At 68.5% G+C, this 19,799-nt stretch carries 21 protein-coding genes; 14 read left to right on the top strand and 7 right to left on the bottom strand.

Annotated features, from left to right (window positions below; translation table 11 throughout):
* Positions 1-44: 44 nt before the first annotated feature.
* Both AB0D59_RS43175 and AB0D59_RS43170 read right to left on the bottom strand, forming a co-directional pair.
* Positions 45-1,022 carry an SUKH-3 domain-containing protein gene (locus tag AB0D59_RS43175; RefSeq protein ID WP_362576813.1) on the bottom strand — a complete coding sequence of 326 codons (978 nt, stop codon included), beginning with the start codon at positions 1,020-1,022 and terminating at the stop codon, positions 45-47.
* Positions 1,023-5,645 carry a DUF6531 domain-containing protein gene (locus tag AB0D59_RS43170; protein WP_362576811.1) on the bottom strand — a complete coding sequence of 1,541 codons (4,623 nt, stop codon included), beginning with the start codon at positions 5,643-5,645 and terminating at the stop codon, positions 1,023-1,025. It lies immediately after the preceding gene.
* 350 nt (positions 5,646-5,995) lie between these two features.
* Here AB0D59_RS43170 and AB0D59_RS43165 point away from each other — a divergent pair, with 350 nt between their 5' ends.
* The 3 genes from AB0D59_RS43165 to AB0D59_RS43155 all read left to right on the top strand — a co-directional run bounded on the left by AB0D59_RS43165 (position 5,996) and on the right by AB0D59_RS43155 (position 8,037).
* Positions 5,996-6,658, top strand: a complete 663-nt coding sequence (locus AB0D59_RS43165; RefSeq protein WP_362576809.1) for a hypothetical protein — start codon at positions 5,996-5,998, stop codon at positions 6,656-6,658.
* 71 nt (positions 6,659-6,729) lie between these two features.
* The gene (locus tag AB0D59_RS43160) at positions 6,730-7,689 is read left to right on the top strand and encodes a hypothetical protein (RefSeq protein ID WP_362576807.1); all 960 of its coding nucleotides are present in this window, start codon (positions 6,730-6,732) and stop codon (positions 7,687-7,689) included.
* Between the two features lie 39 nt (positions 7,690-7,728).
* A complete protein-coding gene (locus tag AB0D59_RS43155; protein ID WP_362576805.1) occupies positions 7,729-8,037 on the top strand; it encodes a hypothetical protein in 309 nt (102 codons plus the stop codon).
* 35 nt (positions 8,038-8,072) lie between these two features.
* Here AB0D59_RS43155 and AB0D59_RS43150 read toward each other — a convergent pair whose 3' ends face one another.
* A complete protein-coding gene (locus tag AB0D59_RS43150) occupies positions 8,073-8,549 on the bottom strand; it encodes a hypothetical protein (RefSeq protein ID WP_362576803.1) in 477 nt (158 codons plus the stop codon).
* Positions 8,550-8,598: 49 nt separating this feature from the next.
* On the opposite strand from AB0D59_RS43150, the gene AB0D59_RS43145 reads away from it, so the two are divergent.
* Complete coding sequence (locus AB0D59_RS43145) at positions 8,599-9,057, top strand: hypothetical protein (protein WP_362576801.1); 459 nt, start codon at positions 8,599-8,601, stop codon at positions 9,055-9,057.
* 3 nt (positions 9,058-9,060) lie between these two features.
* The gene (locus AB0D59_RS43140) at positions 9,061-9,408 is read left to right on the top strand and encodes an ISAs1 family transposase (RefSeq protein ID WP_362576799.1); all 348 of its coding nucleotides are present in this window, start codon (positions 9,061-9,063) and stop codon (positions 9,406-9,408) included.
* On the opposite strand, the gene AB0D59_RS43135 is transcribed toward AB0D59_RS43140, so the two are convergent.
* Entirely contained in the window at positions 9,363-9,689 is a 327-nt protein-coding gene (locus AB0D59_RS43135) for a hypothetical protein (RefSeq protein ID WP_362576797.1), read from the bottom strand. The genes AB0D59_RS43140 and AB0D59_RS43135 overlap by 46 nt on opposite strands.
* Positions 9,690-10,106: 417 nt before the next feature.
* Here AB0D59_RS43135 and AB0D59_RS43130 point away from each other — a divergent pair, with 417 nt between their 5' ends.
* Together AB0D59_RS43130 and AB0D59_RS43125 are read left to right on the top strand one after the other, a co-directional pair.
* Complete coding sequence (locus AB0D59_RS43130; protein ID WP_362576795.1) at positions 10,107-10,745, top strand: hypothetical protein; 639 nt, start codon at positions 10,107-10,109, stop codon at positions 10,743-10,745.
* Complete coding sequence (locus AB0D59_RS43125) at positions 10,742-11,230, top strand: hypothetical protein (protein WP_362576793.1); 489 nt, start codon at positions 10,742-10,744, stop codon at positions 11,228-11,230. The genes AB0D59_RS43130 and AB0D59_RS43125 overlap by 4 nt, the downstream gene beginning before the upstream one ends.
* 580 nt (positions 11,231-11,810) lie before the next feature.
* Here the strand turns inward: AB0D59_RS43125 and AB0D59_RS43120 are convergent.
* Entirely contained in the window at positions 11,811-12,038 is a 228-nt protein-coding gene (locus tag AB0D59_RS43120; RefSeq protein ID WP_362576792.1) for a hypothetical protein, read from the bottom strand.
* Complete coding sequence (locus AB0D59_RS43115) at positions 12,035-12,397, bottom strand: hypothetical protein (protein WP_362576790.1); 363 nt, start codon at positions 12,395-12,397, stop codon at positions 12,035-12,037. The genes AB0D59_RS43120 and AB0D59_RS43115 overlap by 4 nt, the downstream gene beginning before the upstream one ends.
* A gap of 318 nt (positions 12,398-12,715) precedes the next feature.
* Here AB0D59_RS43115 and AB0D59_RS43110 point away from each other — a divergent pair, with 318 nt between their 5' ends.
* The 7 genes from AB0D59_RS43110 (at position 12,716) to AB0D59_RS43080 (ending at position 19,080) form a co-directional block, all read left to right on the top strand.
* Positions 12,716-13,432, top strand: coding sequence for a DUF5919 domain-containing protein (locus AB0D59_RS43110; RefSeq protein WP_362576788.1), 717 nt, complete (start codon positions 12,716-12,718; stop codon positions 13,430-13,432).
* Positions 13,425-13,892: an NUDIX domain-containing protein gene (locus AB0D59_RS43105; RefSeq protein WP_362576786.1), complete on the top strand. Its 468-nt coding sequence runs from the start codon at positions 13,425-13,427 to the stop codon at positions 13,890-13,892. The genes AB0D59_RS43110 and AB0D59_RS43105 overlap by 8 nt, the downstream gene beginning before the upstream one ends.
* Before the next feature lie 50 nt (positions 13,893-13,942).
* Positions 13,943-14,293, top strand: coding sequence for an ATP-binding protein (locus AB0D59_RS43100; protein WP_362576886.1), 351 nt, complete (start codon positions 13,943-13,945; stop codon positions 14,291-14,293).
* An 84-nt stretch (positions 14,294-14,377) separates the two neighbouring features.
* Positions 14,378-15,370, top strand: a complete 993-nt coding sequence (locus AB0D59_RS43095) for a hypothetical protein (protein WP_362576784.1) — start codon at positions 14,378-14,380, stop codon at positions 15,368-15,370.
* Between the two features lie 188 nt (positions 15,371-15,558).
* Complete coding sequence (locus tag AB0D59_RS43090; RefSeq protein ID WP_362576782.1) at positions 15,559-16,926, top strand: nitrate/nitrite transporter; 1,368 nt, start codon at positions 15,559-15,561, stop codon at positions 16,924-16,926.
* Between the two features lie 88 nt (positions 16,927-17,014).
* Entirely contained in the window at positions 17,015-18,175 is a 1,161-nt protein-coding gene (locus AB0D59_RS43085; protein ID WP_362576780.1) for a uroporphyrinogen-III synthase, read from the top strand.
* Positions 18,176-18,576: 401 nt separating this feature from the next.
* Positions 18,577-19,080 carry a helix-turn-helix transcriptional regulator gene (locus AB0D59_RS43080; protein ID WP_362576778.1) on the top strand — a complete coding sequence of 168 codons (504 nt, stop codon included), beginning with the start codon at positions 18,577-18,579 and terminating at the stop codon, positions 19,078-19,080.
* On the opposite strand, the gene AB0D59_RS43075 is transcribed toward AB0D59_RS43080, so the two are convergent.
* Positions 19,031-19,567 carry a peptidoglycan-binding domain-containing protein gene (locus tag AB0D59_RS43075; RefSeq protein WP_362576777.1) on the bottom strand — a complete coding sequence of 179 codons (537 nt, stop codon included), beginning with the start codon at positions 19,565-19,567 and terminating at the stop codon, positions 19,031-19,033. The two genes, AB0D59_RS43080 and AB0D59_RS43075, sit on opposite strands and share 50 nt — an antisense overlap.
* Between the last annotated feature and the right edge of the window lie 232 nt (positions 19,568-19,799).

The following is a 19,799-nucleotide window of genomic DNA, read 5'->3' as shown; positions in this document are numbered from 1 at the left end:
CCCCCTGACTCTGTGCAGGGCCCGAGGCCCCGCCCGGCCCGTGATCAGTGCAGAGCTTCCGGGCGGACCGGCCTGGTGAGCCTTTCGACGGCTTCGTCGGGCGTGGCGGCCCACAGCGAGACCGTGTCCATGCCCATGTAGACCGCGCCGTCCTCCGCCATGGCCAGGTACCGGTTCCGGCGGTCGACCATGCCGAGCGGGTAGAGATCGGTTCCGGCCTGTTCACCGAGGTCGTCGAGGATCTCGGCGTCCCACATCGCCAGGAGCGGGTCCAGCCGGAAGTCCGTCCACGGCATGGTGTTCAGGGGGGAGCGGTAGGGAATCCCGACCTGACCGAACTCCGCGAGGAACCGGCGCGCGGCATCGTGGATCTCGTACTCGCCGGTCTCCAGCAGGATGCTCTCCCAGGTCGTCACGGGGACCGACCGTCCCGGGAACCAGCCACCCGCCCGCAGCACCCGATCCGTCAGGGCGGGCCAGCGCCGCTCAGCCGCGCGGTCATCGGGCGACACGGCGTCCAACCGTGTCCAGAACGCCGCGCCGCCACCCGGGGACACGTCGGCGGTCCGGGGGACGGTCCGGGCACCCTGCGTCGTGACCAGCCGGTCCAGAGCCTGGTCCACGGTCGCGCCGAGCAGTTCCAGGTGGTTCCCGGCAGCGATGTAGAGCTGCCCGTCTTCGGCGATACCCAGGCGGCTGCTCCCTTCGTCCGCGCTGCCCACGGGGTACAGAGGAGTCCCGGCCTGCCGGCTCATCCAGGCGTACGTCTCGTTCTCCCACTCGGCCTGGAGGGGGTCGAACCGGATGGCCGACCGGGTTGTGACCGAGTCGGTCGGCCATCCGTACGTCACCAGCCCGCCGAAGGCGCGGAGGAAGCGTCGGGCGGCCTCGTGGGGCACGAAGGAGCCACGCTCCCGCAGGATCCACTCCCAGGTGTCCGTCGGCACCGCACGATCCGGCCGCCAGCCCGCCCGGCGAAGCACACCGTCGGTCTCAGGGGACCAGGTCAGGTCGTTCTCCACTCACACCACCGCTCTCACACCCAGTTGATCCAGAACATGCTGACAGGACGCGCAGGGCGGCTTCGGAGTGTTGTGCATGGGGTTGCCCGGCGCGCGAACGTTCACGGCCGCGCTCACCCCGCCCCGGGGATCCACCCCCGCCTTCATGGCGTCCGACAGCGCCTCGGCCTCGCCGCACTTCGAGTGCGCTCCGCCGACGCTGTCCTTGATGGCCTGCGGGACCCGATCGTATGCGGCCTGTACGTCGGGATGGAGACTGTGGCTGCCGCCGCCCTTGAGGCTCGCACCGTGGAACACCTGGTCGTGCCCCGGCACCGACAGCCCGGCCGTGCTCGTCGGCCTGGTCTTCTTGCTGGCTCCCGGACGCTGCTGCTCCTGGTCGGCGCGCCGCCGGGCGGCGTCCCGCGCCGCGTCCTCGCACGAGGGCGCCAGTCCGAAGGGGTCCACGGCCGTGAAGGGATCGGCCACGTAGGCACGCGGGTTCGGCCCGGGCGCCAGCCCCAACGGGTCGACGGAGGCGTACTGGCCGGTCTCGGGGTCGTAGTGGCGGTGGTAGTTGTAGTTGAGCGCCGATTCGGGATCGTGGTACTGGCCCGGGAAGCGCAGCGGACAGTCCGCGCCGCCGGTCCCCCGGTCGTCGAGCGGGACGCCCCATACCGTGGCCCGCGCCCGCCAGGCCAACTCCCCTGCTTCGTCGAACAGTTCGGTGGGGGTGCCGACCACGTCGGTAACGATGGAGTAGAAGCGGTCGTCCACCCACTCCTGGGATCGTTCCCCGGCCCGCACCCTGTCCACCTGGGTGACCGGGCTGAAACGGTCCCGCTCCCAGTCCCACACCGTGCATACGGGCGCGTCGTCACCCGTTCTGGCGACCTGCTCCGCCGGCACGAATCCGTCCCAGGCAAAGGTCACCTCCTCCACCACGGTCACGCCGTCGGAGGCGAACCGCCGCTTCGCGACGCGACGGCCGAAGGGGTCGTACTCATAGGCCCACTCGGTGCCGTCCGGAGTGGTCACCCCGATCAGGCGGTCCTGGCTGTCCCAGCGGTACCGCCACACGTCCGGCTTGCGCGACAGGCGCTTCCTCCGCCTGACCACCACCCGGCCCTGGGCGTCGTACTCGTAGGCGATGTCCCCGGCCCTGCGGACGGTCGGTCCCGTCGCACCCTGGACGGGACCGGCCGGGAGGTCGTTCGACCACTCACCGTCGTTCAGGTTTCCGGCCGCGTCGTACGCGTAGCGTTCGGACCACGTCGCCGCACGTACGCCGGTGACGCGCCCCGAAGCGTCGTGGTCGACGCGGCGGTCGCCGTTGAGGAGATCGCCGATCGCGGCGATCGTCCCGTCCGGCCGGTAGTGGTACGAACGGTCCTGAACGCGCCGCGCTCCGCCCGTCCCCCTCGGATCGGCGTTCGTCCCGACGGTGGCGGTCTGCGAACTCAGTCTGCCGGCCGGGTCCCAGGTCTGCCTCAGGAGGACGTCGCCCGCGCGGCGTTCGATCTCCCTGCCCGCCGAGTCGTACCCGAACGTGACGGTCCGGCCCGCCGTCCGGAGCGACACCGGCCGGTCGCGTCCGTCGTACTCCCACACGCTCTCGGCGTTCGACGGCGTCACACGGCGGACGCGTCTGCCCAGCAGGTCGTACTCCGAGCGCACCGTCGCCCCGTTGCACGTCTCGGCGAGGACCCTGCCGCGGGCGTCCCGCTCGTACGTGAGTTCCATACGCCCGCTGACCACACGGCGTACCTGGCCGATGGCGTCGTACGCGTACGTGGTGACGCCCTCTGGCGTCCGCTGCTCCGTGACCTTGCCGGAGTGGTCACGGATGTACTCGACCGGCTCGCCCGCGCCATTGGTCTGACCGACGAGGCGGCCGGCCGCGTCGAACCGGTAGCTCTGTTCGCGTCCGCCGAAGTCCCGCTCCCGGACCAGCCGGCCCGCCTGGTCGTAGAAGTAACTCCACGCGGCGCCCTGCTGGTTGATCACCGAGGTGACGCGCAGTTCGCCGTCGTGGACGAACTCCAGGCGCGAGCCGTCGGGGTCGGTACGGGCCGCCAGGAGGTCGAACCCGCCGTACTCGAAGCGGGTCACCCGGCCCTGGGGATCCGTGTGCTCGACGAGGTTGCCCTCCCCGTCGTACACCCGCAGTTCCGTGGTGCCGTCCGGCCGCACGAGCCGGGTCGGCCGGCCTTCCGGCGTCCAGCTCATCCGGGTGACCGACCCGTCCGGGTCGGTCTGGGCGACGACCCTGCCGAACGCGTCCCGCACATATCGTGTGGTCGAGCCCTCGGCATCGGTGGACGCGACGGTCAGGCCCGCCGCGTCGGTCTCCAGGAGGGCGGTTCGGCCGAGGGCGTCGGTGACGGCGGCGAGCGCGCCGTTCTCCCGGTACCGGTAGGTGACACGGGCCCCGGTGGGATCCGTTTCGGCGATCAGGTTCCCGCCGGTGTCGTACTCCATGTGCCAGACGTGGCCGTCGGCCTGGGTGACCGAGACGGGCTGTCCGAACGTGTTGTTCTCAGCGGCTTCCCGACTGCCGTCGGGCCTGGTGACGGCGACCGGCACACCCAGCTCGTCATAGGCGAAACGACTCGTGCGGCCCAGGGCGTCCGTCCGGGAGAGCAGTCGGTCGTGGCGGTCCCACTCGGAGTACGTGGTGTGACCGAGCGGGTCGGACACCGCGACGAGCTGGTACAGCTCGTTGTGCCGGTACGTCGTGGTGTTGCCGAGCGCGTCGGTGTAGCGGGTCTCTCTGCCCTCGGTGTCGTAGGCGAGGGAGCAGGAGAGACGTCCGTCGGCGCCCTCGCCGTGCACACAGCGGTCCTGGTCGTCGTAGGCGAAGCGGTACCAGGAACCGTTGCGGTCGGTCCACGACGTGATGCGCGCACGACCGTCGTAGGCGAGCTTCAGCGGCAGACCGCTGGAGTTGTACACCTCGGCGAGGTCGCCGTCGGGGCTGTAGCCGAAGCGCCTCAGGAGGACACCTCGGGGACCGTCCTCCGGACTGCGCAGACGCAGACCGGTGACGCGCTCGCCCTCGGTGTCCACATCGACGTGACGGCCGCCCGAGTCGCGGACGGCGACCGGTGTGCCGTCGGCAGCACGGTCGAAGTCGACCCGGAACCCGTTGCGGTCCGTGAGCGCGACGAGGTGCAGGGTGAACGGCTCGGCGGCTGCCGCCGGCCGTTGCCGAGCAGCGAAATGGCGTGTGACGCCGCTGACCGGATCGGTGATGCGCAGAGGTGCGCCGGGCTCGCCGTCCATGTCCAGCGGCCAGCGCGGACCCTCCACCGGCAGCACCGATGTGCCGGACTCGGGCACCGGGTAGAGAAGGATCATGCCGTCTTCGGTGGCGAAGGCGGCTCCCTGCTCGTCCAGCTCCAGGCGTTCGTCCAGTGTGGAGGCCCAGGACGGACCGAAGGACCGACCTGACGCGTACGTCGACAGGTGGGTACGCCGCAGGACCAGCGGAAGCAGCCCGGGCAGCTCGACATCGGTCTCGGACATGAACATCTCGCCGGACACCATGTCGATGGGGTCGCCGTTCAGGCAGCGGCCCTTGCCGGGCTTGCTCTTGGCGAGGACGTCGTCGGCCTCCTTGCGCAACCCCTTCTCGGCCAGGCTCTTCGCTATGACTTTGAGGCCGCCCTTGCCGAGCGTCTTCATTCCCTTGGCGAGCTTGCCGAGGCTGGTGATGCCCTTGCCGCCGGGTATGCAGTCCAGCGCGGCGAACGCGACATCCCAGAGGGAGGCTTGGCCTTTGGAGTATTTGTAGAGCGTGTCCGCGAGCACGACGAGGGCTGCGACCAGCACGATCGCGCCGAGTATGGGCCCGCCGATGATCATCGCGATGATCCCGACGACCGTCACGACGACCTTGCAGACCGTGACGATGGTGTCCCAGTTGTCCTCGAACCAGTGCCCGACGTCCTGCCACCAGTGCCGGTTCGGAATACCGGCGTCCGACGCCTCGTCGATCTTCCGCTTCGCCTCACCCGCCGCGTCGTCCCGCATCTTCCGCGCGTCCTCGGCCATCTTCTTCGCGGCATCAAGGGCGTTCTGCGCGGTGGTGACATCCGACTGCGCCTGGGTGTGCGCGGACTTGGCGCTCTGCACATCCCGGGTGGCGGCCCGCACCTTCGCCTCGTCCGGCTTGTCCGCGCTGGACTTGCTGCCGGTGGGGTCGTCCTTGTACTTGTCGGCTTCCTTGCCGGCGCGGGTCACCCAGGAATCAGCGGAAGAAAGCCGGGACTTGGCGGAGCTGAGGTCGGATTGTGCTTCTTTCGCCTTGGCGAGGGCCTTGTCGGCCAGGGCCTGGGCCCGCTCCAGTTTGGGCCAGTAGTCCGCGAGCGCGTCGCCGCACGTCTCGTAGGACTTCTTCAGCTTCTTCAGGTTCTTCGGGACGTCCTTGAACTGCTCCTTGAACACGTCCGCGGACTTGCCCGCCCATTCCAGCAGCGTGTCCTCGCCGGCCATGCCCTTGACCAGGCGCAGGGCGTCGGAGACGTCGTCGGCGAAGTCGTGCAGCTGCTTCGCGAGCGAGCGGACGCGCTGCGGATCGCCCGGGGTCGGGTCCCTGTCGAGGTCGAGTGGATGCCAGTCCGCCGGCCGATATCCCGCCATGTGCCGCAACCCCCGTCGCGTGCGCCCCATCAACAAACCTGTGCACACGTGAAGTTACAGGCCAGGTCGGTTCGAGGCGAAGGGTGGTCCGTGATCGGCACGCGGGAGCCGACACCGCCTCCGGGCTGCCTGGCCCGGTCAACAGTCCTTTGCGTGGGGCAACTGAGGGGCGTCGCGATGTCACGGGACGGCACCAAACCTGCCGTGAGGGCGTTGAGTTGCCCGTCTATGATCTGCTATGCGGGTTTCGTACGACCGGGGCGCAGTAAATCGCTCTGGTGCGTTCCGGATGGACCCCGATACCGTATTCGCTGCTTCGCAGACCCCAACCGCCCCACCAGGAGCCCACCGTGACCCGCCGTTCCCGCCTGCTCACGACAGCCACCGCCGGTGTGACGGCCGCGCTCCTGCTCGCCGGCTGCGGCGGAGGCGACGGAGGCAAGTCCGACTCGAACGGCAAGATCGCGGGCGCGGACACGGGGGCTTCGGCTTCGACTTCGGCTCCGCCGAGTGCGTCGGCTTCGGCTGACGGGCGCCCGAAGCTCGACACACCTTCCGACCTGTCGTACCAGTTCGACTGGCCGCAGACCGGCAATGCCGATAAGGATGAAGTGCTCGCCGACAGTGAGCAGTCCATCAAAGCGGTGGACCTTGCGATCGTTCATCAGGATGCCCTCGACAAGGCGTATCTCTACTATTATGAGGGTGAAGCTGCTGCGGGCACGCAGAAGTTCATCCAGAATTATGTGGACCACAAGGCCAGCATTACGGGCGCCTACCGCTTCTACTCTCCTGATGTGGCTGTGTCTAAAGACGGGACGGCTTCGCTGAGTTATTGCGAAGATCAAGGCAAGGCGTTCGTGAAGTACCTCAAGACCAATGAGATCAAGAAGACCAAGGTAACTGCGAAGAGCTACGTCAGTTATCACACGTCATTGAAGAAGAACGCAAAAGGTGTCTGGGTGGTCGAGAAGATCATTTCGCAGATTGGGAGTGCCGAGTGCCAGCCTTGATGCGCAAATCGCACGCATTTCCCCTGCTGGTCACTCTGGGGACGTGTCTGTCTCTTCTGTCCGGTCCAGGCATGGCGTATGCCGATGACACGCTTGACGGCAATTCTCAGAACTCTGAGCCCGGGCCGAAAGGGAACAGCAGTCCGGACGGCACGATATCGGCCAGCGCGTCAGGCGTCGTTTTCGACCTCTCTGACAACGGCTCGGGTGCATCGGTGGGGTCGGTCACTTCTACTACGTCCTGGACTCCTCCTGCCTGCTGGTACGCCCCGAAATACACCCCTGCCCAACTCCAGGCGTACTTGGAGCCGATCTGGGAGGCGGGCTCGACAGGCTACGAATGGGATGCCGGGCAGCGCGATAGGTATGTCAACGGGCAACCCTACAAGGACTTCAACAAGGAGAAGGCCGACAAGGGTTACTGGTGGGACTCGTACGTCGACAAGAGCTTCCCGCCAGGCTGGGACAAGTGCGACAAGCCCATTTTCTGGGTGGACAAGGGCGATGCCCCGCCTGCCGACATCGAGAACGCAGTAACGCCGGAGATTCTGGCGGAACTCGCGTACAAGGAGATCCGCGTCCCCAGTACGAAGGTGACCCTGGCCCCGGCGGACAAGACGAAGGTCAACCTTCCCACCTGGGCCTGGCTGGACGGTGCCGAGTTCAAGCCGGTCTCCGTCACCGCGTCGGTTCCCGTGCTGGGCATCAGCGCCACGACCACCGCCACCCCGTACTCCCTCAAGATCGACCCCGGTACGTCGGACGCCGTGACGTACCCAGCCTCGGGCGTCTGCGAGTTCAAGAACGGCAGCATCGGTGAGGCCTACGCCAAGGGGAAGGCCGACGAGACGCCACCCTGTGGGGTGAAGTACCTGCACTCCTCTGGCACGGGTTCGTACCCGCTCAAGGCCACGATCACCTGGAAGATCCACTGGACGGGTACCGGCACGCCAGGCGGAAACCTGCCTGACGGCACCTTCGGGGCCACTCAGGATGTCATCGTGCAGGAGATCCAGTCCGTCAACAGGTGAGCAATGGCCGGCCGGAGCCCTCCGGCCGTAGGGGGCGCCGTGGGTGACAGGACCAGGATCGACGATCTCGACGTGCTCAAGAGCGTTGCCACGGGCATCGAGAAGATCGTCGAGGAGTTGCAGGGGCTCGACGACAAGGACAAGTACGGCTGGGGCCGCGAAGTCGTCGGCCATGAGGAACTCACGGACCGGCTCGACGACTTCGCCGACAACTGGGACTACAAGCGGGGAAAGCTCGAAGGGGAGTTGTCCAAGCTCGCGGGAATCACGAAGGCCGCGGCCCAGGCCTACGAGCAGATAGACACCGACCTCGCCAATGCGGTCCGCAAGCAGGAGAAGCAGCCCTAGCGGCAAGGGGGATGATGTCCCGACCGAAGGACTGGTCACCGGTCGAGCTGGACTCCGACCCGGTGTCCGGGGACCCCGATGCCGTGGCGAAGCTGGGCCGGCGATTCCGCTCCGTGGCCGATGCCATCAGAAGGCAGACGGGCAACATCGAGGCCCTGTGCGGTGTGGACGGCTGGCAGAGTGATGCCGCGAACGAGTTCCGCAAGACGGCCGAGGGAACCGTCGGACGGCTGAAGAAGGTCCTGGACCGTTTCGAGACGGCTGCCGACCTCCTGGGTGAGCAGACCGACCGGCCGGACGAGAAGTACGCCTCCGTCCTGGCCTCCTCCCAGCAGGCGGCGGACAAGGCCCGCAACGACGCCGAGCGCGACCGCGAGGAGCGGGACCGCCTCGACAAGTCGCTCGACGCCCTGGACAAGTCCGCGGGCGACTACGAGCAGCAGAAGCACGACCTGACCACGAAGCGGGACGAGGTCGATGGTCGGATCAAGGACGCCGTCAAACGGGTGCACGCTGCCAAGGACGCCCGCAACCGGGCGGGGGAGAAGGCGGGCCGCGCGAGTGGGAGAGAACGCGGAGTTCGGGGAGTGGGCCAAGCAAGCTGCCCGGGAATACCTGGGCACAGATGCTCCCCGGGGCGAAATCCGCGAACTGGCCTCGGTACTGGCTCGGGTGGCGGCCACGGCTCATCTCGGCGACCCCACCTTCGCCTATGCCTATGTGATCGACGCCGCCAAGGCATTGACCGCCGTCTACGAGGTCCACGACTACGACGGGGACGGATACCGGTCCACGAAGTGTCTCCCGGATCTCCTGGAAGCCGTGCTGCCCACGTCCCCCGAGCGCCGCAGCGTGACAGAGGTGAACCTTCCGGCCGGCCCCGGTGTACGCGTCCAGGAACTCCTCTCGGTCGAGACCGGTTCGCTCTTCAAGAAGAAGACGATGATGGAAACGGTCACCTATGCGGTGGCGCAGACGTTGGCCGAGTCGCTCGAGCTTGCTGAGACCAAGGAAGGCTGAGGAATGCCGGACGCCGTCGCCGACGGCCGACCGAAGGTGACCGGGCTACGCGGCCTCGCAGTGGACGGCAAAAGCCTGCGCGGCGCGGCCAAAGCGAAGGGCCGCAAGATCCACCTGCTCGCCGCACTGGAGCACGCCACCGGCCTGGTCCTGGCCCAGCTGGACGTCGGCGAGAAGACGAACGAGATCACCTGCTTCCAGCTACTGCTGGACACCATCGCTGACCTCGCAGGAACCGTCGTCACCAGCGACGCCATGCACACCCAGCGCGAGCACGCCGAATACCTCCTCGGCCGGGGCGCCCACTACATCGTGATCGTCAAGGGCAACCAGAAGAAGGTGCGCCGATAGCTCAAGTCCCTTCCCTGGAGATATATCCCGCAGGGACGCACCCGGGGAATCGACCACGGCCGCTCGGAGATCCGCCAGATCAAGCTCGCCACCGTGAACAGCCTCCTCTTCCCGGAGCCCGCCAAGCCGTCCAGGTCAAGCGCCGACGCACCGATCACAAGACCGGCAAGACCACCGTCAAGACGGTCTACGCCGTCACCAGCCTGACCGCCGGGCAGGCCGTCGCGGCCCAGCTTGCCGAACTCGTCCGCGACCACGGGAACATCGAGGCCCTGCACCATGGCCGCGACACCACCTTTGCTGAGGACGCCTCCCATCTGCGGACCGGCAGCGCGCCCCGCGCGATGGCCACCTTGCGCAACCTCGCCATCGGAGCCCTCCGCGCGGCCGGAGTGAAGAACATCGCTGCTGGCCTCCGCCGCAACGTCCGCGACTCTCGCCGCCCCTCGCACTCCTCGGCCTCGGGCGATCAGGAACCAGACGTCATGCGACTACGCCCAAGCCCTTGGGGGGCATGTTGGCGATCTCCACTTCAACCCGAGGTGATCCGGCCAATGCGTGCGGCTATTTCCAGTCGCTGCCCGTGAAAGGCTCAATTAATCCTCAGAACGGCGGCGTATTGGTTGTTGCGTGCATGACGTGAGCTTAGTGTCTGAGTGCTTGATCGCCACGGGGGCGGTCCACTGAAAGGGTGTGCCATGGGCATGGGTTCAAGGCGCGTGCTGACCGGCGCTGCAACGGCTCTACTTCTCGGTCTATCCGCCGTGGGTACGGCTGCAGCCGATGATGTGCCCAGCGATAATGACGACTCGGTATCCGCTGCTGAGACAACGGACATCAACGACAGACAGGGATGGGAGGACGACGCGGACCAGCCGCTCTCCGAGATTGGACCGCAAGCGTGTGAGCACCCGTCCACGTGGTACAGCATCACGTCGAAGAAGGCATACCATGTTCCCTCGTGGTGGAACGGCACTAAATACAAGGACGGCCCGGGCGGCACCATGAAGGTTTCCGTCACCAAGGGTGGAACCATCTCTCTAGAGATCTCGGGCAGTGGAGAGTGGTCAGCGGGGGCAATTCTCGCGAAGGCTAAAACCACCATCAGTGTCAAGGTGGCAGGCAGTGTGACCATTACGACGGGCCATGAATACAGCCACGAAATTCCCAGGAATAAGTACGGTCACCTGCAGTATGGTTCATGGGGTTACAAGATAACCTGGAAGAAGTATCGGTCTGGCGGCAGGAGCTGTGACACCCGCGTCGAACTCGCTCACGGAAACGCTACGCTGCCCACGACCGAGACCGGCTGGAAATACTGGGAGACATCGTCATGACGCATGCGACCGCAAGGCGATGGATCGCTGGATGCACCGTGGCGGCGTCGGTGTTCCTCCTCGCCTCGTGCACGTCTGAGGCCGGTGACGGGAAGGCGGCCAAGGAGCCCACGACGCGCTCTCCCAGTTCCTCCCGGGCGGCAGACGGGTCCTCAGACAAACGCCTGATCGAGCAGGCCCAGACCGCCCTCGCCGCCGCTCAAACGGGGCGGATGGTCGAGTCCGGGGCGGAACGTCTGACGGACGGCATCCACACCGAACCCAGCCTGCATGCGGGCAAGACCTACGAGCTCAAATTGGTCTGCGTCGGCCACGGCGCAGCGCAGCTGAGTTTCAAACCGACGGGTACTGGCACACCGGCCAAGGTGCCTTGTGATCAGTCGGTGGTCCGGCAGCGGATCTCCGCAGGCAAGCAGATCCATATTGACGTCGACGCCAGCCATGGATCGAACGGCGTGGTCGCCTGGGAGATCGACTCTATCTGACCTTGGCTTCGTCGTCCGGTCCGCGGATGGCGCAGGCCGCAAGGAGCGCTGGTACCGCTGGTCGAGACAGGCCAACAGCGTGAGGAGCCCTGTTCGTAGCGGAAGTTGACGTGGGCCCCGGCCGAGGACGGCAATCAGAGCGTGCCTACGCCGCGTGGGTCTCGCGGGTCGGGCACCTCGGCCAGCCGCTCCAGCAGGTGCGGGACCTCGTCGGATACGACCTCGGGATGCTCACGGAGCCGGTCAAAGGCAGGCGGGCCCAGCGATGATGCGTCGGCAGGCACGGTCTTCCAGTCGGATCACGGGGCGTAGAGAACTCCATGATCTTGGAAGCCCGCGCCTGCCACGTTCCGGGTCGCCACTGAACTGACAGACCGCCACGAACCGGATCCCACGCGAGAACGCCGAAGCCCTGGGGGCGGCGGACCGTTTCGCGTTGTGCGGCCGAAGTCGGGCCCCCAGTCAGGACCAGTACCTCGGAAAAAGGAGAGCCCCGCCCGTTGCGCCACGGGGGAGGGCGCACAGGCGGGGCAGCCGACACGCTGAGCGTTGTTACTCGCCGGCGCGCAGCGGGCCGAGGTCATTCGTCCCGGGTGACGCGGGCGTGGTCGGTCACGACGCGGCGGAAGAGGTCATGGCCCGTGCGGCCGGTATGACGCAGGCACCAGTCCTGAGCCGTTTTCTGTTCCTCCTGGGGGCCGGATGTCTCGTCGCACCCGGGCGCCACGCAGATGGCTTCGAAGGTGACTCCGCCCTCCGGTACATGCCGGATCGTGTGGGGCACGAAGCGCAGAACGACGCGGCTCATGCGGACGCCTCGACGGGTCGTGCGGGGTCGTCTTCGTCCTTGTCGTCGGTCACGTAGGGGTCATCCCATGCGGGATCGGCCAGGCGTGCACCTCGGCTCTCCGCGACGCGATGCACGTCAGTGAGAGCCTCGGTCAGCTGAACGGCCAGCAAGTGGAGTTCGCCCGGAGTCCACTTGCGCTCGTCAAGGATTCTCGTAGCTTCCTTGACGAGGTCGGCGGCCAGGCCGAGTTGCCTCGCCTCCATGTTGTCCGCGAGGCGCGAGAGGTAGCCGCCGGAGCCGTCCCCGGCGAGATAGCACGGCTTGCCTTCCGGACCCGCCCACGGCAAGAGCCGCACTACGTTGATGTGTCCGGTCACGCCGACGCCTCCACACTGTGGATCAGGTGCGCGGACTGGTGGCACCTCGGACGATGGGAGCGGAGCCGCGACGGCGACTCGGCGAAGCGGGCGATACCTTGGCCCATGTCGACCTGCTCTTTCAGGCTGTCCATGCCCCCGGGCCGTTCGCGCGGTCGCGGGGGTCTTGTCCATCACCACACTTCCGCCCCTGTCGGTGCGTTCCTACTGCGTTCCGCGACCGTTAGGCACGGAGCACGTCTACCGTGTGAAGCGTGCCTAACGTCCCTGGGGGTACCAGTGAATGAGGCTCTGCGCCGTGCGATGCTCCAAGCCCGCATGACAGACCGTCAGTTGGCGGAGAAGTGCGACGTCGATATCAAGACCGTCGGCCGATGGATCACCGAGACCGGGAGGGTTCCCCGTGCCCGTCACCGGTGGGCCGTCTGTGAAGCGGTCGGAGAGGACGAGGCAGTGTTGTGGCCAGCAGCCGCGAAGAAGGCGATCAAGGTCGGCCCGGACCGTGAGGTCGTATCCGTCTATCCCTACCGGTCCGGTTGCCCGGCCTCCCTGTGGCGGTCTCTGATCACCAAGGCCGAACGAGAGCTGACCTTCGCGGGGTACACCAATTACTTCCTATGGCTTGAACAGGCCCGGTTCGGCACCGCACTCCGGCGGAAGGCCGCACAGGGGTGCCGAGTTCGGTTCCTGCTCGGTGACCCCGACAGCGATCTCACGCGGTCGCGTGAGCAGGACGAAGACGTTGCGCTCACACTTTCCACCCGCATCCGCGTGACGCTCGCCGAGCTGGAGAAGATCAGAAGTCAGCCGGGCATCGATGCGAGGTACAGCGACGGACACGCCCACCTGTCCGTCTTCCGCTTCGATGACGACATGATCGTCACGCCCCTGCTGACGCACCGGGTCGGACACGATGCCCCAACGCTGCATCTGCGTCGTCACCAGGACGACGGCATGTTTGACCGCTTCGCGTCGCACGTTGACGAACTGTGGAACCGAGGCACTTCGGTATGGGACAGGGAAGCCAATGGCTAGGCGCGACTACGAGGACGACCCCAACGCCCCGGCCGCGAACAGCCTGGTTCCCGCCGCCTCCGCGGTTGTTGTCGACGACTCCGGGCGCATCCTCCTCCAGCGTCGCCGTGACAACGGCATGTGGGCTCTGCCCGGCGGCGCCATGAACATCGGAGAGTCGCTACCTGACTGCGCCGTCCGCGAGACCCGCGAAGAGACCGGCTACGACGTAGAGATCACCGGCATTGTCGGCACGTACACCAACCCCCGTCATGTCTTCGCCTACGACGACGGTGAGGTGCGGCAGGAGTTCTCCATCTGCTTCCTGGCGCGGCCCGTGGCCGGGCAACTGGCGGTGTCCGAGGAATCCACGGATGTTCGCTGGTTCCGGCCCGAAGAGGTCGACGCGCTTCCGATGGTTCCCAGCATCCGTAAGCGCGTGAACGACTGGCGCGGCGGCAACATGCCCGCAGCCCGGTAGCCGGGAGAGGCGGTAACCCGACACACTCCTTCTGATCTGCGCCGACTGGGATTCTTCAGAGCGCACTTTCGCAAGTAGCCTGCGAAGTGGTCACCAACGCCTACCGGCACACCAACGGCCCCGCCTCCCTCCGGCTGACCGCCCTGCCCGGCGGTCGGTTGCGGGTCGGTGTCTGGGACAGTCATCCGCGCGTCCCGGCCCCCTTCGGTGCACCGCCCTGGGACCGTGTCCCGCTCGCCCCGGCGGATAAGGAAGAGGGGCGCGGGCTGCATCTCGTGCAGGAGTACGCCGACTCGTGGGGCGGCTGGCCCATCGGGGACGGCGGCCCGCTGGACCGTGGCGCCGGGAAGCTGCTGTGGTTCGAGGTGGACAGGTCAAGCTCCGGTCAATCCGCTCGGTAGCCGTCCCCTCGTGGCCTGCCGCATGGAAAACTTTCCCGGTTGCGGAAGTGAAACAAGTGGCTCAGCCGACGGGGAGTGGATGCTGTGAGCACGCGGCAAGTGCGGAAGATGTTCCGGTTGATGGCCGGGGGCGAGCCCGTGGAGCTCACCAACGCCTGGTCCTCCGTGAAGAAGCTCGCCCGACTGGCCTTCATCGCCCAGCAGTTCGGGTACGAGTACGCCGACGCCCGCTACACCGGCTCCCGCAACAACGTCCTCAAGATGCTGATCGTGCCCGACCACAGCCCGCAGGGCCGGGCCCGCGCCGCGCAGAACTGGGCGCAGTACCCGAACGCCGCCGACGGGGTCTCCCTGCCGCCCCTCGTTCCCGACGCCGTCGAACTCCTCAAGGCCCGCATCCAGTTCGACCTCACCGGCAAGAACGCCGAGAAGCGGATGCTGTTCGCGGCCGGCGGTATCACCCTCGGGCTGGTGCTGGCCGCGGCGCGGGCCGGCGGGAGTGCGGGGGCCTTCTTCGTCTCCGGTGTCGTATGGGTCATCCTCATGGCCGTCATGGGGCTCGGGATCTTCGTCACCCGCGGCCGCAACGCCAAGTTCGCCCAGCGACTTCAGGCCGCCGGGTTCATGCCGGTGACGGAGGAGAGCGGTCGGGTGCGGTATCTGCCGCCGGGCACGCCGATGCCGATGGCGATGCCGATGGCGATGCCGATGGCGATGCCGATGGCGATGCAGCCGACCCCGGTGCAGCAGCCCCAGCAACCGTGGCAGCAACCCCAGTACCAGCAGCCATGGCCGCAGCAGCCCGGTCCCTACGGCCCGTACGGCGCCCAGCCCCCGCACGGCGCCCAGCCCCCGTACGGCGCCCAGCCCCCGTACGGCGCCCAGCCCCCGTACGGCGCCCAGCCCCCGTACGGCGCCCAGCCCCCGCACGGCGCCCAACCCGCCCCCACCGGCTACGGCCAGCAGCCGCCCGCCCCGCCCGCCCCCGGCCCCTACGCCCCGCCCCCGCAGCAGCCCCCCGGCCCCTACGGGCCCTACACCCCGCCCCAGCAGCCTCCCTCCCCCTCCTCCCGCTGAGACCTCCTCCCGGGCGCCTCCGCCCCGACCTCTCACCCGACCTCTCACCCGGCCTCCCGCCCGGGTGAGAGCAACGTTCCCTTCCGGTCACCCGTGGCCACAGTGCGGAAACTCCGTCTCCCTACCTTCGGGCTCAGTCACTCATCCGGAGTCGGAAGACCGAGCACGCGGAGCACCGTGGAGGCGTCATGACAGCCCCAGCCCCTATCTCACGCAGTCGCTGGATCCAGGAGTGGGATCCGGAGGACGAGGCGTTCTGGAACGCGACCGGCGAGAAGGTCGCACGGCGGAACCTGATCTTCTCGGTCCTGTCCGAGCACATCGGGTTCTCGATCTGGACCATGTGGTCCGTGCTGGTGCTGTTCATGGGCCCCGAGTACGGCCTGACCCCGGCCGACAAGTTCCTGCTGACCTCCATGGTCACCCTGGTCGGCGCCGTCGTCCGGGTGCCGTACACCTTCGCCGTGGCGCTCTTCGGCGGCCGGAACTGGACGATCATCTCCGCCGGGCTGCTGCTCATCCCGACCGTCGCCGCCTTCGCGGTGATGAAGCCGGGGACGTCGTTCAACACCTTCCTCCTCGTCGGCCTGCTGGCCGGCATCGGCGGTGGGAACTTCGCCTCCTCCATGACCAACATCAACGCCTTCTTCCCGTTGAAGAAGAAGGGGTGGGCACTCGGGCTCAACGCGGGCGGCGGCAACATCGGTGTGCCCGTCATCCAGCTGGTCGCGCTCGCGATCATCGGGGCCAGCGGCGGGCCGCGCGTGCTGCTCGGCATCTACATCCCGCTGATCCTCCTGGCCGCCGTCCTCGCCGCGGTCTTCATGGACAACCTCGCCACCGTGAAGAACGACACCGGCGCCGCGATCGACGCCGCGAAGGACGCCCACACCTGGATCATGTCCTTCCTCTACGTCGGGACGTTCGGGTCCTTCATCGGGTACGCGTTCGCCTTCGGGCAGGTGCTCCAGGTCCAGTTCGGCCGTACGCCGCTCCAGGCCGCGTACCTCACCTTCATCGGTCCGCTGCTCGGCTCCCTCATCCGGCCCGTCGGCGGATGGCTCGCCGACAAGTACGGCGGGGCGCGGATCACGCTCTGGAACTACGTCGGCATGGCCGCAGCCACCGCCCTCCTCGTCGTCGCCAGCATGGCGAAGTCACTGCCGCTGTTCGTCACGTTCTTCGTCGTGCTGTTCGCGCTCAGCGGCCTCGGTAACGGGTCGACGTACAAGATGATCCCCGGCATCTTCCAGACCAAGGCCCTCGCCAAGGGGCTCGCCGGTGAGGAGGCCGTGGCCTACGGGCGGCGGCTGTCCGGGGCCTCCATGGGACTCATCGGGGCGGTCGGCGCGCTCGGCGGCGTCGGTATCAACCTCGCCTTCCGGCAGTCCTACCTCTCCTACGGCTCCGGCACCGGCGCCTTCGTCGCCTTCCTGGTCTTCTACGGCCTCTGCTTCGCCGTCACCTGGGCCGTATACCTTCGGCGGCCCGCCGCGCAGGGGCATCCCACAGCCGCCACCGAGGCAAAGGCGCAGTTCAGCTACGCCGAGGTGTGACGTAACACTGGTGACATCAACCCGAACCGAGCCTGTCACGCGCCGTTGACAGGCTCGTTCGTCATGCGGGTCAGCTAGGAGAGCAGCCATGGACGAGGAACAGCAGCGGCCGGATCCCGGCCGGCCAGGCCCTCTCGCGGGGTTCACCGTGGGGGTCACGGCCGCGCGCCGGGCCGACGAGCTCGGGGCGCTGCTCCAGCGGCGCGGCGCCGCCGTGCTGCACGCGCCCGCCCTGCGTATCGTGCCGCTCGCCGACGACGGGGAACTCCTCGCCGCCACGAAGGAGATCATCGACCGGGCGCCGGACGTGGCCGTGGCGACCACCGCGATCGGGTTCCGGGGGTGGATCGAGGCCGCGGACGGCTGGGGTTTCGGCGAGCAGTTGCTGGACCGGCTGCGCCATGTCGAGCTGCTGGCCCGCGGTCCCAAGGTCAAGGGGGCGGTCCGGGCCGCCGGGCTCACCGAGCAGTGGTCGCCGACCTCCGAGTCCATGGCCGAGGTGCTCGACCGGCTCCTCGAGGAGGGCGTCGACGGCCGCCGGATCGCCGTACAGCTGCACGGGGAGCCGTTGCCGGGGTTCGTGGAGTCGCTGCGGGCGGCGGGAGCGGAGGTGCTGCCGGTGCCGGTGTACCGGTGGATGCCGCCGGAGGACCTCGGTCCGGTGGACCGGCTCCTGGACGCCGTCGTCACCCGCTCGGTCGACGCGATCACCTTCACCAGCGCGCCCGCCGCGGCCTCCCTCCTCTCCCGCGCCGAGAAACGGGGGCTCCAGGCCGACCTGCTGGCCGCCCTCCACCACGACGTCGTCCCGGCCTGCGTCGGCCCGGTCACCGCGCTCCCGCTCCAGGCCCTGGGCGTCGACACCATCCAGCCCGAACGCTTCCGGCTCGGGCCCCTCGTACAGCTGCTCTGCCAGGAACTCCCCTCGCGCGCACGGGCGTTGCCCATCGCCGGTCACCGGGTGGAGATCCGGGGACACGCGGTCCTCGTCGACGGCGCGCTGAAGCCGGTACCGCCGGCCGGGATGTCCCTGCTGCGGGCGCTGTCGCGGCGGCCGGGGTGGGTGGTGGCCCGCGCCGAACTGCTGCGGGCCCTGCCGGGCGCGGGGCGCGACGAACACGCGGTGGAGACGGCGATGGCCCGCCTGCGCACGGCCCTGGGGGCGCCGAAGCTGATCCAGACGGTGGTCAAGCGGGGCTACCGGCTGGCCCTGGACCCGGCGGCGGACGCCAAGTACGCGGACGCGTGAGCCGCCGCGGCGTGAGCCGCCGCGGCGTGAGCCGCCGCGGCGTGAGCTGCCGCCGGACCGCGCCCCGGCCCCGCCCCGGCCTGCCTGCCCGCCTGCCCGCCCGCCCGTCACGGACTACCGCATCCCCCGCCGCACCGTCGCCTGGGCCGGATTCGCCACGGGGATGAGCGGTCCGGTTGACCGTCGTACGACGTTCTGGGGACCGTCTCCCGGCAACCGGCCGTAACCGGCGGCTCCCGGGCCGCCACTCGAGTCCGTTCCTCCCCGCCCGCGCCGGGTCGTCCCGCGCGGACGCGTACGCGCGACCGGGTGTGCCCCGGTCCGAGGTCGCGCGCTCTGCCGGATCCCGCCGGGCGGACGGCACGCTGACGCCGGACCGAGGCATACGGGGGGAACGGGACATGACACGCTGGCAGCCGTTGCCGGCCACACTGCCGGGAGAGGCCCGGCACCTGGTCGAGCAACTGCGCGTTCTGAAAGGCCGTACCGGGCTCAGCCTGGCCGAGCTGGCCCGGCGTACCGCGTACAGCAAGTCGTCGTGGCAGCGCTATCTGAGCGGGGACAGACTGCCGCCGAGGAGTGCGGCCCAGGTGCTGTGCCGGCTGGGCGGCGGGGACCAGACGCGGCTGCTGGCACTGTGGGAACTGGCCGAACAGGCGTGGCCGCAGGGCGCGTCGGAGCCACCGGCGGACGGCCTCCCGGTACCGGAACCGCTTCCCATACCGGAGCCGCCTCCTGTACCGGTACAGGAGGCGGAACCGGAAACGCGGCGGTGGCGGACGGCCGCCCTCGCCGCGTTCGGTGTGATCGTGCTGCTGACCGCGGGGCTGCTGTGGGCGCTGCCCCGCGGGGTGCTCAGCCGAGCTTGTCGTAGTACGCGATCTTGTAGGAGCCGGTGCCCTTGATCCGCACCCGGTACTTGCCGCTGATCCGCTTGAGCGGGGCGTTGTGCGCGGTCCCGTGGTAGGTGACGGTCTGGAACGAGGTGGGGCCGGTGAGCCGCTGCTGGGCGAACGTCCACGTCTGGTCGGTGACGACGCCGTCGTTGTCCGAAAGGCCGAAGTGCTCCTGCCACCACTGGGTGGCCGACTCGGTCTCGGGGCCGAACGAGCCGTCGATCCGGCTCCTGGTGAAGGGGTGCCAGTCGCCGTCGTCGTCCTGCCACTGGGCGCCGTCCGCCCACAGGACGGTTTCCCACAGGGCGGTGGCGTTGCTCGTGGCGTAGTCGTCGACGCCGAGGTTCTCCTCGTCCTGCCAGTCGTCGGTGACGCCGCCGCCGCCGTCGATGCCGTGGTACGGCGCGGCGGCACTGGCCGCGGGTGCCAGGGCCAGGCCGCCGGCGCCCAGCAGTACGGCCGTCGCCATCGCGACGATCCGGATGCGCTTGTTCATGAACGTGTCCTCTCTGAAGCCGCCGTCCCCCGTGGTCCCCCCTGGGGCGGCTCGCCGTGCGTTCGCAGGACAAAGGCTCACGGTCGCGGGCCGCCGCGGCGAGGCCTGCCGGGGTATCCGGACCGGACGGGGACGGCCCGCGCCGCACGCACCGGCGTCCCCGCCGGGTCCGGGTCGGACGGGAACCTCGCGGAACACGGGTGCGAGGGGTTCCGGCCGCCCGCCGGGGCGG

This window comes from Streptomyces sp. NPDC048417, assembly GCF_040651615.1.
Taxonomy (GTDB): Bacteria; Actinomycetota; Actinomycetes; order Streptomycetales; family Streptomycetaceae; genus Streptomyces.
The sequence above is the reverse complement of the archived record's forward strand: the minus strand, read 5'-3'. Positions and strand labels throughout refer to the sequence as shown.

Bases quoted from the DNA above. Each gene is read 5' to 3' on its own strand.
- AB0D59_RS43170 (WP_362576811.1), bottom strand. From the start codon at position 5,645: ATGGCGGGATATCGGCCGGCGGACTGGCATCCACTCGACCTCGACAGG.
- AB0D59_RS43160 (WP_362576807.1), top strand. From the start codon at position 6,730: ATGGCGTATGCCGATGACACGCTTGACGGCAATTCTCAGAACTCTGAG.
- AB0D59_RS43140 (WP_362576799.1), top strand. From the start codon at position 9,061: ATGCCGGACGCCGTCGCCGACGGCCGACCGAAGGTGACCGGGCTACGC.
- AB0D59_RS43135 (WP_362576797.1), bottom strand. From the start codon at position 9,689: ATGGTGCAGGGCCTCGATGTTCCCGTGGTCGCGGACGAGTTCGGCAAG.
- AB0D59_RS43130 (WP_362576795.1), top strand. From the start codon at position 10,107: ATGGGCATGGGTTCAAGGCGCGTGCTGACCGGCGCTGCAACGGCTCTA.
- AB0D59_RS43125 (WP_362576793.1), top strand. From the start codon at position 10,742: ATGACGCATGCGACCGCAAGGCGATGGATCGCTGGATGCACCGTGGCG.
- AB0D59_RS43120 (WP_362576792.1), bottom strand. From the start codon at position 12,038: ATGAGCCGCGTCGTTCTGCGCTTCGTGCCCCACACGATCCGGCATGTA.
- AB0D59_RS43110 (WP_362576788.1), top strand. From the start codon at position 12,716: ATGACAGACCGTCAGTTGGCGGAGAAGTGCGACGTCGATATCAAGACC.
- AB0D59_RS43105 (WP_362576786.1), top strand. From the start codon at position 13,425: ATGGCTAGGCGCGACTACGAGGACGACCCCAACGCCCCGGCCGCGAAC.
- AB0D59_RS43090 (WP_362576782.1), top strand. From the start codon at position 15,559: ATGACAGCCCCAGCCCCTATCTCACGCAGTCGCTGGATCCAGGAGTGG.
- AB0D59_RS43085 (WP_362576780.1), top strand. From the start codon at position 17,015: ATGGACGAGGAACAGCAGCGGCCGGATCCCGGCCGGCCAGGCCCTCTC.
- AB0D59_RS43080 (WP_362576778.1), top strand. From the start codon at position 18,577: ATGACACGCTGGCAGCCGTTGCCGGCCACACTGCCGGGAGAGGCCCGG.
- AB0D59_RS43075 (WP_362576777.1), bottom strand. From the start codon at position 19,567: ATGAACAAGCGCATCCGGATCGTCGCGATGGCGACGGCCGTACTGCTG.